The organism is Clostridiaceae bacterium HFYG-1003 (genome assembly GCA_024579835.1).
GTDB lineage: Bacteria > Bacillota > Clostridia > Clostridiales > Clostridiaceae > JG1575.
Map to the genome: position 1 here is coordinate 2292482 of CP102060.1, position 14474 is coordinate 2306955.

The 14474-nt window shown below is 52.7% G+C and carries 12 protein-coding genes and 1 tRNA gene; 2 read left to right on the forward strand and 11 right to left on the reverse strand.

Annotated elements, in window-relative coordinates:
* Positions 1 to 197: 197 nt before the first annotated feature.
* The 4 genes from NQU17_10335 to NQU17_10350 form a co-directional block, all read right to left on the reverse strand.
* The gene (locus tag NQU17_10335) at positions 198 to 707 is read right to left on the reverse strand and encodes a hypothetical protein (protein ID UUM11054.1); all 510 of its coding nucleotides are present in this window, start codon (positions 705 to 707) and stop codon (positions 198 to 200) included.
* A 26-nt stretch (positions 708 to 733) separates the two neighbouring features.
* Positions 734 to 1459, reverse strand: a complete 726-nt coding sequence (locus NQU17_10340) for a hypothetical protein (protein UUM11055.1) — start codon at positions 1457 to 1459, stop codon at positions 734 to 736.
* Between the two features lie 174 nt (positions 1460 to 1633).
* The gene (locus NQU17_10345; GenBank protein ID UUM11056.1) at positions 1634 to 1873 is read right to left on the reverse strand and encodes a hypothetical protein; all 240 of its coding nucleotides are present in this window, start codon (positions 1871 to 1873) and stop codon (positions 1634 to 1636) included.
* A 935-nt stretch (positions 1874 to 2808) separates the two neighbouring features.
* Positions 2809 to 3960, reverse strand: a complete 1152-nt coding sequence (locus NQU17_10350; protein UUM13500.1) for a 6-phosphofructokinase — start codon at positions 3958 to 3960, stop codon at positions 2809 to 2811.
* 469 nt (positions 3961 to 4429) lie between these two features.
* On the opposite strand from NQU17_10350, the gene NQU17_10355 reads away from it, so the two are divergent.
* On the forward strand, positions 4430 to 6085 hold the full coding sequence (locus tag NQU17_10355) for a M20/M25/M40 family metallo-hydrolase (protein ID UUM11057.1): 1656 nt from the start codon (positions 4430 to 4432) through the stop codon (positions 6083 to 6085).
* Between the two features lie 331 nt (positions 6086 to 6416).
* Here the strand turns inward: NQU17_10355 and murD are convergent, their stop codons facing one another.
* From murD to NQU17_10370, 3 genes are all read right to left on the reverse strand, one after another.
* Positions 6417 to 7790, reverse strand: coding sequence for a UDP-N-acetylmuramoyl-L-alanine--D-glutamate ligase (gene murD / locus NQU17_10360; GenBank protein ID UUM11058.1), 1374 nt, complete (start codon positions 7788 to 7790; stop codon positions 6417 to 6419).
* 1 nt (position 7791) lies between these two features.
* Positions 7792 to 9186, reverse strand: a complete 1395-nt coding sequence (locus NQU17_10365) for a glycine--tRNA ligase (GenBank protein UUM11059.1) — start codon at positions 9184 to 9186, stop codon at positions 7792 to 7794.
* A 236-nt stretch (positions 9187 to 9422) separates the two neighbouring features.
* Positions 9423 to 9497: transfer RNA gene (locus tag NQU17_10370), tRNA-Asn, on the reverse strand.
* Between the two features lie 160 nt (positions 9498 to 9657).
* Between NQU17_10370 and NQU17_10375 the strand changes: the two genes are divergently transcribed.
* Positions 9658 to 10440 (forward strand): type III pantothenate kinase, encoded by a 783-nt coding sequence (locus NQU17_10375; protein ID UUM11060.1) that lies wholly within the window; start codon positions 9658 to 9660, stop codon positions 10438 to 10440.
* Between the two features lie 292 nt (positions 10441 to 10732).
* Here the strand turns inward: NQU17_10375 and NQU17_10380 are convergent, their stop codons facing one another.
* The 4 genes from NQU17_10380 to NQU17_10395 all read right to left on the reverse strand — a co-directional run bounded on the left by NQU17_10380 (position 10733) and on the right by NQU17_10395 (position 14436).
* On the reverse strand, positions 10733 to 11704 hold the full coding sequence (locus tag NQU17_10380) for a carbohydrate kinase (GenBank protein UUM11061.1): 972 nt from the start codon (positions 11702 to 11704) through the stop codon (positions 10733 to 10735).
* 20 nt (positions 11705 to 11724) lie between these two features.
* On the reverse strand, positions 11725 to 12948 hold the full coding sequence (locus tag NQU17_10385) for an ATP-grasp domain-containing protein (protein ID UUM11062.1): 1224 nt from the start codon (positions 12946 to 12948) through the stop codon (positions 11725 to 11727).
* Between the two features lie 334 nt (positions 12949 to 13282).
* Complete coding sequence (locus tag NQU17_10390) at positions 13283 to 14251, reverse strand: siderophore ABC transporter substrate-binding protein (GenBank protein UUM11063.1); 969 nt, start codon at positions 14249 to 14251, stop codon at positions 13283 to 13285.
* A 56-nt stretch (positions 14252 to 14307) separates the two neighbouring features.
* A complete protein-coding gene (locus tag NQU17_10395) occupies positions 14308 to 14436 on the reverse strand; it encodes a hypothetical protein (GenBank protein ID UUM11064.1) in 129 nt (42 codons plus the stop codon).
* Positions 14437 to 14474 lie beyond the last annotated feature (38 nt).

A 14474-nucleotide genomic window follows, 5' to 3' on the forward strand; every position in this document is an offset into this window, starting at 1 on the left:
TCAGCACCTCCGGCAGAGTGCGCCATTTTCGCGATTTTAACCGGAATGGAAAATCCGACGGATCAAGTGCCGTCGGATCGTTCCGTCGATGTTGCTTTCCGAAATCATGGATCATCCAGAGAGTCGTTATGAAGGTTCCCTTCCCTGCTGGACTCACTGGCCTTCCTGTCACATTCATCATTTCGACAACAAAAAGGTTATTTTGAGCGAGAAATCAATTCTTTCAGAATCTTCTTTGCCTCACCGCCCAGTGAACGATAATAGCTCAGTGTATAAAATTTCGAGTTAAGTTCAACGACACTTGCATCATCCCTCTGATAAACAGTCTGTCCATCGATGAGGATCTCTCTGAAACGTACACCCGCACTCTTTTCATGAGATGCAGAAAGTGTAATTTCTTCTGGGGTTCCCAGATTTGCATGGATCGCGTATCCGATTACCTTCGATCTTCGGTCCTGCGTTTCACGATAGACTGTAAATGTGCAGTTCTGAGCCTTCAGGTAATTCTCGGGCAGAACGAAACCATGGGGTTCCACTAATTGTTTCATTTCCTCAAGAGAAGAAACTTCAGATACTGGCGAAGGGGCATAATAAATTCTGGCATAGATAAAACCGGCTGCAACGTAGAGAGTGTACGCTAAAATAGCCAGAGAGACTGTAATTATCAGGTACTTGAGTACCTTTCCAATGGTAATCCTGTGAACCATATTTTTCCTTCAAAGTGGTCTTCGCATTAGTTATTGATACTTAATTTATACGAATACTTAGCAAAACTGGCCGGAACACATTTTAAAGCCACAACCGGCTCAGTAGTGGACGAACTTAATATATAAGGAGCTCCATACCACCCGGGATGGACACAATACTCATAGTCTCCATCCGACAGTTTTCGATAGCCATAGATGAGCATGGTATGAAAATTATAGCCATCAGCCAAAAATGTGGTCATCATGGCAGGATATCCCTTATCAATTTGTTCCCTTACATAAGCACTTGATGCGAATAGAAACCAGTTTAGGCTTAATCCTGTATTCTTAATTGTTGATGAGGAATTTTTGTATCTGTTCAGAGGATCAACAATTCCATCAGCCCAACTTAGAGGACCCATCCCATAAGTTTGTGACATTAAATTATGAAGCTTGATAGCTTGAGGATAAAGCCCTGCTTTAAAATCGGCGCTGACTAGCTTTTCCGGAGTGTATCCACTTAGAAGTACATTTGAATTTAGTGAATCAAGATAGGTGAGCCCCAGGCAGGTTGCCACCGCAGAGCAAGTACCTTCAGATGGAGATCCTACTTGATTATTGCCAAATGCTTTAATTCTTATGGCACCACGATTGTTGTAAAGCATTTTGGTTGTTACAACACTAGAGACAGATGCTGTCGGTTGAGTATTAATTGCCTTATCCTTCGTCTGCCCCAAGGAATCGGTCTGATTACTGCTCGTGATCTGATTCATAAGAATCTCGCATCCGGGCAATGTCTTGCTGGTTTGATCATTCGCTATATTATTAAATATGCCATTGTCTTTCACGTAATATTGAAATATTCCCCCATAATACTTTTTTGTCTGAGTATCGTCCGAATACGGACTGCTAATCTCTTCAGTGCACTCCATAACCTCAAGGGTATTTCAGTTGATTATTAAAAAACCTTTTTCGCCGCTGGCAAGGATATATGATGGTTGATCATCTCCATCATACATCAATTCAATTAGCGGCTTGTCACTGCCTATTTGTCGGCCCTCCATTGCAGCAATCGAATAGGAAATTTCCGATGACGAAAGATGATCCTGAACAGCCGCCTGTGCATTCCGTCCGAACAATGATACCGTGATCAAAACAACTCCAACAGCTAATATTTTAATTTTCATACATTCATCTTTCCTAACAAAAGTAAATCAGCTGATTATTAATATGATAGTACAATCTCATATAAATAAAGTCAATTTTCATTATTTTGTAATATTTTATACAATGTAATTCGAAATTATTATGTATTATCAATTTAATTTTAAAAAGTCAGTCATATAAGTCTTTCTCATTTCTGATGATCACATCAAATATCAAGGTCTATTTCATCGTTTCAACAAAAAATACCTCTTTTTAATAGAAAACCAATTTAGAAATAGAGCTGTTTCCATGATCAGGATCGATCGCGCTTCGTAGAATGTGAATGAGAATGACGATCTCACTTGGGGAAAGGCTCACAGCATTTCATTAAGTCATCGATCCCTTTCTTGAATCAGCTGATGCATTTTCATGGAGAGCAGCGGTGCCGGCAGCAGAGTGAATGCAGCGCCATATGCTCTGCGAATCCCCGTTCTGAACCGTTTCGAGGATCTGATCAGTCAGCTGAATCCATTCCAGCTTGATATCTCATCCATTTTCTTTCTGCTTCCGCTCAAAAAGACCCTGAGAAAAACTCAGGGTCAGCAAACGACTGGGAGGATTCATCGTAAAGGAATTAATTTTTTGCTCAATGGGTATCAATGCCCCGTCGCAGTTATACAGCGGCGACCTCGTTAGTCCGAGGCGCTTTCATTCGTCAACGGTGACGAGGCGGGTCATTCGGGGCCGAACCTTTTCCTAAGGTTAGGGCTCCGTGATTGCACAACATCTGGGAAATTTAAGCCTTGGCATGGAAACAGCATAGACAGGAAACTCCGACGGTGCGATACCCGCCGGAGTTTCCTGTCTATGCTGTTGCAGCCTGATTCATTCAGTATTCATCACCTTGCCGGAGCAAAGCTTTTTTGAGCTGATCGATCTGAACTTGGGCTCTTCGACCTTTTAGGAAATCCAGTCGCTAGAAGCGGTCACTGACTTTCTGATCTCCCAGCACACGGTAAACATCGACTTCTTCGTCGCCAAAAACAATCCCCAGGGATTTGGCTGCCCGTACCATTTCACAGTTCGGGTCCACGTTTTTGGTCACCTGGCCAATGACATGCTCCAGTGAATCATAGCTCATCTCCGTACCTTTTAAGGTAACCATATTCCCGAAGAGGCCTTTTTCCGCCAGTTCCACGGCCGCAATGCCATAGCGGGAAGACAGGATGCGGTCAGCCGAGGAGGGGCTGCCGCCCCGCTGCAGGTGTCCAAGAATGGTGGCCCGGGATTCATTGCCGCACAGCTCATGCAGATCGAGGGCAACCTTGTTTCCGATTCCACCCAGTCGGATGGGATCCGGAGAATCCGCCACAACGGACTGAACCACCATTTCCCCATCAAGGGGCTTGGCCCCCTCAGCTACCACGATGACCGAGAAGTTCTTGCCGATTTCCTTGCGCCGCATGATTTTGGCTGCCACATAGTTGATGTTGTAGGGAATCTCAGGAATCAGAATCGCATCCGCTCCGCCGGCGATTCCGGCATGCAGGGCGATCCAGCCGGCATAGCGGCCCATGACCTCCAATACCATGATGCGATGATGCGATGCCGCCGTGGTATGGAGCCGATCCAGGGCTTCCGTCGCGACGTCAACAGCGGTAGAAAATCCGAACGTAGTGTCCGTCGACGCCAGGTCATTGTCAATGGTTTTCGGAATCGCGATGACCTTTACTCCTTTACGGGCAAAATCCCGGGCAGAAGTCAGCGTTCCGTCACCGCCCACCACAAACAGCACATCAATCCCGGCATTTTTCAGGTTTTCCACGCCTACATCCGAGACATCCTTGATCACCGTCTTGCCATTCTCTTCGACCTGATACTTGAACAGGTTGTCCTTGTTCGAGGAGAACAGGATGGTACCGCCTTCCTGAAGAATACCGGAGGTATTGAACAGGTCCAGATCAACGAAATTGCCGTAATACAGACCGTTGTATCCGTTGCGAATGCCCACCACTTCCCAGTGATTCTCAATGATGGCCTTGCGGGTGACGGCCCGGATAACGGCATTGAGTCCGGGACAGTCTCCACCGCCGGTCATGATGGCGATTCGTTTAATTTCATCCATAATAAGAGTAACCCCCTGTAGTTTTAATAGTCGGATGTTTCCATGTTGATTTCTGATTTATCATGTAAATTATATCACATTGACCAGTTTATCAAAATCCAGTAAATGTTTTCATAAAAATGTTAACGATGACACGCCGCACGGAACCTCGAGATCGACTGCGCTTCTCGTATCGGATCTGCTTTTTTCGAACGATTTCCTGACAGCTTCGGCAGCCCGAGAAAAGGTACAAGTCAGCAATGCGGGAATTTTTCCAGCGGACATCGTATCACGCGATAAAATTGGTTACAATGGAAAGTAGTACGACCGGAACAGCCGACTTATCAAGCGGCAGATCCAAACATGAAACCAACCCCATGAAGAGAAAAGATATATTTCCCCATAACAACTGCGGACGGACGCATTGAGGACCCTGATAAAAACGAGGCGCTGTCCGGCCTGCATCCGAAACGGAACGATCAAAGGAGAAGCAATGGAGCGATTGAATGAACGAATCAAAGAACTGGCCCTGGATCTGACCCGGGTCAAAAGCGTCGTGGAAACTCCCGGCGAAGTAGCGGCAGCCGACCGGATCCATGAGATCCTGAGTCAATTCCCCTACTTCCGGGAACATCCCGAACATCTGATCAAAGTCCCGGTAAAAGACGACGAACTGGGCCGGTATTCTGTCCTGGCCCTGTTCCGGGGGGAAGCCGGCACGTCCGAGGATACGGTCATCACCCTGGGCCACTACGACACCGTCGGCACGTCCGATTACGGCAACCTCGAAGAGTTTGCCTGCGACCCGGTGGAACTGACCCGACGCCTCCATGGGGTCAGCCTCAGCCCGGAAGCTCGGCAGGACCTGGAGTCCGGAAACTATCTGTTTGGCCGGGGACTGTTTGACATGAAAACCGGCGATGCCATCCTTTTAGCCATTCTGGAGCAGGTGTCCGCCGAGCCCGCCTCCTTCCCGGGCAACCTCATCTACATCGGGGTCTGCGACGAGGAAGCCAACTCCAAGGGAATGCTGGCGGTGCTGCCGGAACTGATCCGCTTAAAGCGCGAATACGGCCTGAATTATCTGACACTCCTCGATACGGACTACATGACTTCCGAATATCCGGGAGATGAGAAGAAGTACGTCTATATCGGAACCGTCGGCAAAATCATGCCCAGCTTCTACATTGTCGGCAAGGAAACCCATGTCGGGGAAGCCTTCAAGGGACTGGATGCCAATCATCTGGCAGCCCGCCTGGTGGATGCGGTGGACCTGAATCCCGCCTACTGCGACGTGGTGGAAGGGGAAGTTACCCAGCCGCCCGTTACCCTGAAGCTGCGGGACTTAAAAACCGAATACTCCGTCCAGACCAGCCGGATCGCCAATGTCTACTTCAATGTGGCCACCCATTCCTCCACCCCCAGCCAGGTCCTGGATAAAATGAAGCAGGCGGCTCAGACTGCTTTCGAAGAGGTTCTGGAAACCCTCACCGGCCATTACCGGACCTACTGCGAAATGGCTCAGCGCCCCTTTGCCGAACTCCCCTTCCAGGCCCGCACCCTGACCTATGCACAGCTGCTGGACCAGGTGACCCGCGAGCTGGGCGACCCCTTCACTCAGGCGCTGGAAGCCCGCATTGCGGAAATTGCCCGGTCAAAAAATCTGGATGACCGGGAGAAATCCTTAAAGATCGTCGAATATGTCCATGATCAGTGGTCTGACCGCGATCCGGTCATCATTGTCTATCTGACTCCCCCCTACTATCCGCACATCTATGTCAGCGAAGCGGACGAAAAAGGCCGCCGCCTTCTGAATACCGTCGCTCAAGTGGTCGACGCCTCCCCGGCCAGAGACCAGCTGGTGTTCAAGAAGTTCTTCCCCTACATCTCGGATCTCTCCTACGGCGGAGCCCCGAAGGATCCCAAGGTAATCGACGATCTCAAGGGAAATATGCCCGGCTTCGGCACCACCTATGACCTGCCGCTGGCTGCCATGCAGGAACTCGACCTCCCGGTCCTGGATATCGGTCCCTTCGGTAAGGATGCCCATAAATTCACCGAACGCATCGAAACCGGCTATTCCTTCGAAACAGCCCCGGCCCTGACCTATGAAACCATCCGCCGGCTCCTGAGCTCGGACTCCAACTAATCCGGCGACAAGGGCGCAAGGCCCTTCCGGCGAAGGCTTCGCCCGGATTTCCGTCTTGCGCCAATTCCTGCCATCTGCTGACCGTCGGTCGGAACAGTGCCAAAACAAAGAACGCGTGATTCCACGCGTTCTTTGTTTTGGATTCGATTCACCCTGCAACTGATCCGGAGCAGAGTGGAATGAATCACGCTTCAGCTACTGCCGGGCAGTCCCCGCCTGGGGCGGATCGCGCCTGCAGACGGGCCTTTTCGGAATCATCCTGTACTAAATCAGATTCCAGGCAACGATCAGCAGTGCCTGGGCTTCTTCTACTCCATAGCCTGGGCTTCCACTACTCCATGGCCTGGACGAGTTCCTCGAAACGTTCGCCCCTTTTTTCGAAATTGCGGAACATATCAAAGGAGGCACAGGCGGGGGAGAGGATCACCACATCACCGGGCAGCGCAACCTTGGAGGCCAGTTCCAGAGCTTCCTCGAAGGTATCGGCATCCAGCAGGCGTTCCGCGATGGCTTCGCCGCTCTGGATGAAGGCCTGGCGGATTTTCTCCTTGGCGGCTCCCAGGAGGATGACATTCCGGAAATAAGGAGCGCCCTCCCGGGCCAGTTCCGAATAATCCAGATTCTTGTCCACGCCCCCCAGCAGGATATTGATGCGGCCCTTATCTTCCTGGAAGGACCGGATCGTCGCCAGGGTACGGGTGGGAGATGAGGCGATGGAATCATTGTAGTAGCGGACTTCCCGCTTCTTGGCCACGAACTGGGCCCGGTGCTTGACTCCGGTAAACGTCATGGCAAACTGCCGGGCGGTTTCGATCTCCACCAGACCTTCGGTTGCCAGCAGGGCGGCGCAGAGATTCTCTGCGTTATGAATGCCCTTGAGCTTCATCTCGGAGAGCCGCACCACCGGGGTGCCGCGCAGGAAAATGACCCCATCCTGATAGTGGGCATCTGCCAGCTCGCGGGAGGAGAAGGACTTGACGGCTCCGTGTGCCATGGACTTGAATTCCCGGGTATAGTGGTTGTCTTCATTGACAATCAATGTCCCGGTGGAATCCTGATAGCGGAAGATGTTGATTTTGGATTCCCGGTATTCTGCCATGTCCTTATGAATGTCCAGATGATTGGGCGACAGATTCGTCACCACAGCGATCTGAGGAGACAGATCCATGTCCATCAGCTGAAAATTGGACAGCTCCAGGACGATGATTTCATCCGGCTCAATGGTTTCTATTTCGTCAAACAGAGGAAATCCGATGTTGCCCCCGATGCGGGCCTTGCGGCCCTGGGCCCGGAGCAGCTCATAGATCATGGTGGTGGTGGTGGACTTGCCGTCTGAGCCGGTAACGCCGATGATCCGGGCCGGGCAGTGACGCATGAATTCCTTCATTTCCGATGTGATAACAGCCCCCTCGGCTTTCGCCTCCAGCAGGGCTTCCACATCCGGGCGCATCCCGGGCGTCCGGAAGACGACATCAAAACCTTTCAGATTTTCCAGATAATGGCGGCCTAATACGAAATCGACCTTTCCTTCAAATTCCTGAACCTGTGCGTCCAGCTCAATGAACTCCCGTTTATCAAAGGCCGTGATCCGGGCACCCAGTCGGAGCAGGAAGCGGACCAGGGGGATGTTGGACACCCCCAGGCCGACAACGGCTACCTTCTTGTCCCGGATTTCCTGTCGAAACAGGTCAAACGATCTGGCCATGCTAGAATGCCACCCGCTGGGCGATCCACTGGTTGAGCTCACTGATTTTTACCCGGACCTGCTCCATGGTGTCGCGGTCCCGGATGGTGACGGACTGATCTTCCAGGGTGTCAAAATCCACCGTGACGCAGAACGGGGTTCCGATTTCATCTTCCCGGCGGTACCGCTTGCCGATGGATCCGGCATCGTCAAAGTCGGTCATGAAGTCCTTGGACAGCTGCGCGTAGACTTCTTCCGCCTTTTCGTTCAGCTTCTTGGACAGGGGCAGAACCGCTGCCTTGAAGGGCGCCAGCGCCGGATGCAGGTGCAGTACATTGCGGATGTCGCCGCCCTCCAGTTCCTGCTCTTCATAGGCGTCGAGCAGAATCGACAGGAAGATGCGGTTGGGGGAAACGGAGGGTTCAATGACATAAGGCAGATATTTCTCGTTGGTCACGGGATCCTGATAATTCAGATCCTCACGGGAGTGCTGCATATGCTGGGTCAGGTCATAGTCGGTGCGGTGAGCCACACCCCAGAGTTCACCCCAGCCAAAGGGATAGCGGTACTCAAAATCCGTGGTTGCCTTGGAATAGAACGAGAGTTCCTCGGCCGTGTGATCGCGGGCTCTCAGGTTCTCATCGCGCAGGCCAATATCCAGGAGGAACCGGTGCACGAAGCTGCGCCAGTAGTCAAACCACTCCATGTCAGTGCCGGGCTTGCAGAAGAATTCCAGCTCCATCTGCTCAAATTCACGAGTCCGGAAAATGAAGTTTCCGGGCGTGATCTCATTCCGGAAGGACTTTCCGATCTGGCAGATGCCAAAGGGCACCTTCTTGCGGCTGGTCCGGGCAATGTTCTTGAAGTTGATGAAGATGCCCTGAGCCGTTTCGGGTCTGAGGTACACCGGCTCGGAGGACTCGTCGGTCACTCCGATAAAGGTCTTGAACATCAGGTTGAACTTGCGGATATCGGTGAAGTCATGGGAGCCGCACTTGGGGCAGGCAATGTGGTTTTCCACAATGTAATCCTTCATGGCTGCTTCCGGCATGCCGTCGGCGGAGGCGTACTCCACGCCTTTCTGGGTCATGTCCTCTTCAATGAGCTTGTCGGCCCGATATCTGGATTTGCACTGCTTGCAGTCCATCAGTGGATCCGAGAATCCGCCGACATGACCCGAGGCCACCCATACTTCCGGATTGAGCAGAATGCCCGAATCCAGTCCCAGGTTATAGGGGCTTTCCTGAACAAAGCGCTTCCACCAGACTTTCTTGATGTTCTCCTTCAGTTCCACGCCCAGCGGGCCGTAGTCCCAGGAATTGGCGAGCCCGCCATAGATTTCCGAACCCGGAAACACGAAGCCTCTGCCCTTGGACAGGGCCAGGATCTTATCCATTGTTACTTGATTATCTGCCATGATGATTCCTCCTTGGCGCCGGTGGATCCGGCGGTCTTTTTTTGGTATAAAAAAAGGGCAATTCCACATGAAGGGACGTGAATCACGCGGTTCCACCCTTCTTGGCAATTGCCCATCTCTCAGGTTCAGGCTCCGAAGCTCCCTTCCTCTGGCAGATCATGACAGGTCTCAGCGCCCCTGCCTCTCTTGAATGATCCCGCCGAAGTACTTTTCTTCTTCAACGCCTGTTTTTCTTATGGCTCCGCGAAGAGGGCTCGAACCTCCAACCTATCGGTTAACAGCCGAGTGCTCCACCATTGAGCTATCGCGGAATATTGTTTCACTAACAATTATACCAAGACTTTTCTGAAAATCAATCACTACAGGTTATAATAAAGGCAGAACTTCAGGGAAATTCACCTGGAACAAGTACAGCTCTCCTCAAACCGGAACGCCCCGAGGAAAATCAGAGCACCATGAAAGGAACATGCCATGAGCGGAATCTTGACCCTTGACATTGGAAACAGCGATACGGTGGCCGTCCTGTATGGCCGTGACGGCAAGCGCCGGGCGGATTTGCGCCGTCCATCCATCAAGGAAGACAATTTTAAAAAATACCGGTTGTATTTCCGGGATCTCAATGACGAGTTCAATGAGACCCAGCCGGAAGCGGTGATTCTCTCCTGCGTCGTCCCCTTCCTCCGGGATACGGTGCTGCGAGTCATGGAAGAGATGTATCCGGAATCCCGGATCATCAATGTGGCGCCGGGCATCGTGCCCGAAATGAACGTCCTGCTGGAAGAACCCCGGGAACTGGGCGCCGACCTGATCGCCACCAATGCCGGCGCCTACCATAAGTACAGGGACTGGACCATCATCGCGGATCTGGGTTCGGCCACCAAACTCGGAGTCATCGACGGCGACTTCAACTTCTATGGCGGCGTAATCATCCCCGGCATCGCCTTTCAGGCCCGCAGCCTGCACCAGATGATTCCCCACCTGCCCGACATTGAGCTGAAAAAGCCGGAACGCATCATCGGCAGTGACACCATCGGTTCCATCCAGTCGGGCATCATCAACGGCACCCTTGCTGCTGTTCTGGAGCTGGCCCGCCGCATCGAAACCGAAATGGGCCACCCCTGCCGCAAGGTCATCACCGGCGGCCTGGCCAAGCTCTTTGATCCGGCGGATCTGGAAGACTTCCAGTACGACGAGTTCCTGCTCTCGGAAGGGCTCTTTCAGATTGCACTGTGCCAGCTGGATACCAGTTTTTGATCCACTCTGTACCAACAAGGACTCTCGGGGATCAAGCTCCCTGGGATCAAGCTCCTCGTCATCACTCCCACCCCAAAAGCCTGCATCCCCTGGATCTGATTTCAGGAAAACGTCAAATGTACAGGTTAGCCTCTGCCCGATCAGACATATACCTTAAGCCCCAGGACGACTCCACTCTCTCCCTAAACAGCACTCAGAATAGGAGTTGCAGCGGCCCGCCCGTGCCTGACCTGATGTCAGCACGGGCGGGCCGTTAGGTTCTGATCTGCCCTGAACAGCCTGTTCAACCAGATCAGGAAAATGAAGTCACGTCGACTGACTCGGCCTCTGCCTTTGCTGGTATGGCCTCCATGGCGCCCATGCGCGTGCAGACGAGGGCTCCGATCCGATTGGCAAACTTGGTGATTTCAACCAGCTTGTCGAAATCCGACCGCAGGTTGGTCCGATCCTCCAGAGCCGCCACCTTGCTTAAGAAAGCTCCGACGAAGGCATCGCCCGCACCGGTGGAATCCACCGTCTGGACGGGAATGCTGCTGACCGTCGCGGACTGCTGCCCATTGGACAAATAGGTTCCCGCACTGCCCAGTGTGACGGCGATGATGCCCACTCCGCGCTCATGAAGCGACCGGACAGCTTCTTCCCGGTTCATCGGTCCGCACAGCAGTTCCAGTTCGGAATCACTGACCTTCAGCAGATCTACCTCTGGCAAAAGGTCCAGCATCTCCCGGATGAAGTCTGCTTCCCTTCCCCGCCACAGGTCCGAGCGCCAGTTCGGGTCGAAGGAGACAAACCGGGTTCCCTTGCACCGCTTTAAAATATTCAGGTAGGTGGTCCGGGTCGGCCCCCCCAGAAGAGCCGTTGCTGAACCAAAGTGGACCAAATCGCACGCTGCCGGGACGGATTCATCCAGTTCCGCCTCTGTCAGCCAGGCATCGGCGCCGCGCTGGAACAGAAAATCCCGTTCTCCGTCCGGGGTCAGCGAAACAAATGCCAGGGTGGTGCCGTGATGAGGATCACGGATCAACTGGCTGGTTTCAACGCCATAGTCCTTTAAAGTCCGCTCCAGAAAATCACCGAAGGGATCCGCACCGACCTTTCCGGCAAACCAGGCAGGCGTGCCCAGCCGGCTCAGGGTAGCCGCCACATTGGCGGGCGCACCGCCGGCCTTCTTCAGGAAATGCTCACCCCGGCTCAGATCCCCGGTCCCGTCGGTGCAGATGAAATCAATAAGCAGCTCTCCGATGCAGTATACTTGTCCGGCCATGGCGATCCTCCCTTTACTGGCTAGTCGTGGGCAGACCGGCGTTTGCCGGTGAGAATATTGCGGACCCGGCGCCAGCCTTTTTTAGCGGAATACAGGGTATAGGTAATGCCCGGCATGGGATCCTCTTTGGACCAGATGGGCGAAACGCGAATACCGGCGGAACGGGTGTCCTCATCCATCTGTTCCGGCGAGATCTGTCCGGTTTCCTTGTATTTGTCCCGGGCAAACTTATCTTCCAGCGCATGGATCCAGCTGTACCCCGTATCATAGTTCCAGGCCTGCGGCGGCAGCGGATCCCCGATCATTTCCCGATAGGTAATAAACGGCGTATTGAAACCCAGGGCAATAAGCAGCTCCGTAAAGCCGATGTAGCGGCAGTTGATCTCGATCAGGTAGATGTCACCAGTGGTTTCATCCCGCTTCAGATCCACTTCAGCAAAGCCCTTGTAGCCGACTTTTTCAAAGAACGGTCCGCAGATCTCATGGCATTCAGGAATCCATTTCTGCTTGGCATAAGTCGCTGCTCCGAAATTGTTGGGCCACTGCCGGATTTTCTGAACCGTGGTGTAGTGGGTGCAGACAGAATCCTGGTTCATGTAGCCTTCCCAGCAGTAGCAGTTGGTTTCCGGTCCCGGAATAATGCGCTGGACAAAGACCTCCACTCCATCCTGACGGCAGCGGTCCGTCTTTTCCAGCAGCTGCGCCTCATTTTCAATGAAGAACACCTTGTTGCGGTAAAGCCGGATAAAGGTCGCCGAATCCTTGGGTTTGATGATGCAGGGATACTTGATCTCCCGGTCCACCCGGCCGGCCAGATCCGCATCATCAGCCGCGATGATCTCCGGTGTCTTGACACCGAAGCGATCCGTATATTCCACCATCTTGTATTTGTCCACCAGATCAGAAATCAGACCCTTCTTCTGGTTCGGGAATAAGAACCAGGGCTTCAGCTCATCATGGAAATCATCCACAAACTGGGCATAGGCATCCGCGGTCTGAAACAGCACCGGCTTGACCGGCTGTTTTTTGGCATACTCAATCAGCGCGTCGCACAGTTCCCTGGGATGCGTCTTATAATGGGGAACCAGCAGTTCTTCCGTCACATACTTGGAGCGCCCGTACTGATTGTCCCTGCTGTAATTTACTGCCACCACCGGCACGCCCATTTTCCCCAGTCCGCGGACCAGGGACAGTCCGATATAATAATTGGTACCCAGTACCATTGCCTTGTTTTGATAAGCCACGATTCATATCTCCTAGCGCAAAAACTTCTTACCTATTATACCACTAACCTTCTGGCAATTATAGAACCTCAGACCAACGGCAAATCGCCTCGGAGCCTTGTCCTGTGGGAAAAATCCGGCTCCGGCAGAATGATTCAACACCATGCCAGTCAGGCACAGAAAGCCAGCCGTTCTCCGAGTACTGCCGGAGAGCGGCTGGCTTAGTCATGTCTTCCTTCGAGAAAGTGATCCCCATCATCCGCTGTCCGACCAGACTTCAGACCGCGATTCAGCACTTCCAGCTCTGGGATCAACTTCTGAACCACTTCAGAAATACTTCAGATCTACTTCAGATCTACTTCAGAACGGCTTCCATCTCATCCAGCATGATTGAGGTACCGGTGAAGCCGCCGGAGGTAATGTACCAGACCGACGGATCCAGGTAGTGGATCGTTCCACTCTTGTGGGCTTTCGTCCGGCGGATCAGTTCATTGTCCATGGTGGAGCCGGCATCCGTGTCGCCGCCCACCACCCCTGCACGGTCAATCACAAACAGGTGGTCCGGGTCCTGCTCCAGAATGTATTCGTAGGTTACATTCTGGCCATGGGTGGAGTCCTCAATACCCGAATCCGCCTCATCAAAGCCCAGAGCATGATGAATGATGCCAAAGCGGGAGACCTTGCCATAGGCAGACAGGCTGCCGTCATTAGCCAGGATAATCAGAGCATTCTCCCCTTTGGCCCGGACTTTGCCCTGGATGCCCGCAACCCGTTCCTTCAGGTCTGCCACCTTTTGGCTTACGACCTCCGATTGCCCGAAGATTTTCCCCAGGAGCGCGGCATTGTCCTCCACGGACTTCAGGTAATTCCCGCCATCAACGGTCAGATACAGCGTCGGAGCAATCTTCGACAGTTCTTCATAAGCCGCCTGGGTCCGGGTGGAGATCAGGATCAGATCCGGCTTGAGGCCAAAGACCTTCTCGAAATCCGGCTCCTTGAGCGTTCCGACATCCGTGTAGCGCTCATCCCGGTACTGCTTCAAAAATTCTGGCAGAGAAGCCTTGGGCAGACCAATGATCTCAACCTCCAGGTTCTGCAGGAGATCCACCAGGCCGTAGTCAAATACGACGACCCGCTGGGGCTTGCTTGTGACCTGAACGGTACCCAGCTCATGAGTCACGGTAATAATCTCCTGAGCAGCGGAAGATGCCTCGCTCGACTGCCCCTGGGTTCCTTCCGAAGCCGCCGGGGCGGCGCAGCCGGCCAGCAGCAGAACTCCTGTCAGCCACCATGCAGCTGATCTTTTCTTATTGCGCATAGACATATATTTCAACCTTCCTTTTTTTCATTTCATGGATATCCTGGCTGTTGTTGAACTGGTCAATCCTGTTGATTCTTTGCCTCCAGTCGATCCAGTCCCTCCAGTCGATCCAGTCCCTCCAGTCGATCCAGTTTATTTGATCGATCCGGCATATTGGATCGATCCGGCATATTGGGTCGATCCGACATATTCGGTTGATCCAGTCATATTGTCGGGTCCTGCGGAT

Excerpts from the sequence above, each read along its gene's own strand:
- NQU17_10340 (UUM11055.1), bottom strand. The coding sequence starts at position 1,459 with ATGAATCAGATCACGAGCAGTAATCAGACCGATTCCTTGGGGCAGACG.
- NQU17_10345 (UUM11056.1), bottom strand. The coding sequence starts at position 1,873 with ATGAAAATTAAAATATTAGCTGTTGGAGTTGTTTTGATCACGGTATCA.
- NQU17_10335 (UUM11054.1), bottom strand. The coding sequence starts at position 707 with ATGGTTCACAGGATTACCATTGGAAAGGTACTCAAGTACCTGATAATT.
- NQU17_10365 (UUM11059.1), bottom strand. The coding sequence starts at position 9,186 with ATGGCAGATAATCAAGTAACAATGGATAAGATCCTGGCCCTGTCCAAG.
- NQU17_10395 (UUM11064.1), bottom strand. The coding sequence starts at position 14,436 with ATGTCGGATCGACCCAATATGCCGGATCGATCCAATATGCCGGATCGA.
- NQU17_10375 (UUM11060.1), top strand. The coding sequence starts at position 9,658 with ATGAGCGGAATCTTGACCCTTGACATTGGAAACAGCGATACGGTGGCC.
- NQU17_10380 (UUM11061.1), bottom strand. The coding sequence starts at position 11,704 with ATGGCCGGACAAGTATACTGCATCGGAGAGCTGCTTATTGATTTCATC.
- NQU17_10390 (UUM11063.1), bottom strand. The coding sequence starts at position 14,251 with ATGTCTATGCGCAATAAGAAAAGATCAGCTGCATGGTGGCTGACAGGA.
- murD (UUM11058.1), bottom strand. The coding sequence starts at position 7,790 with ATGGCCAGATCGTTTGACCTGTTTCGACAGGAAATCCGGGACAAGAAG.
- NQU17_10355 (UUM11057.1), top strand. The coding sequence starts at position 4,430 with ATGGAGCGATTGAATGAACGAATCAAAGAACTGGCCCTGGATCTGACC.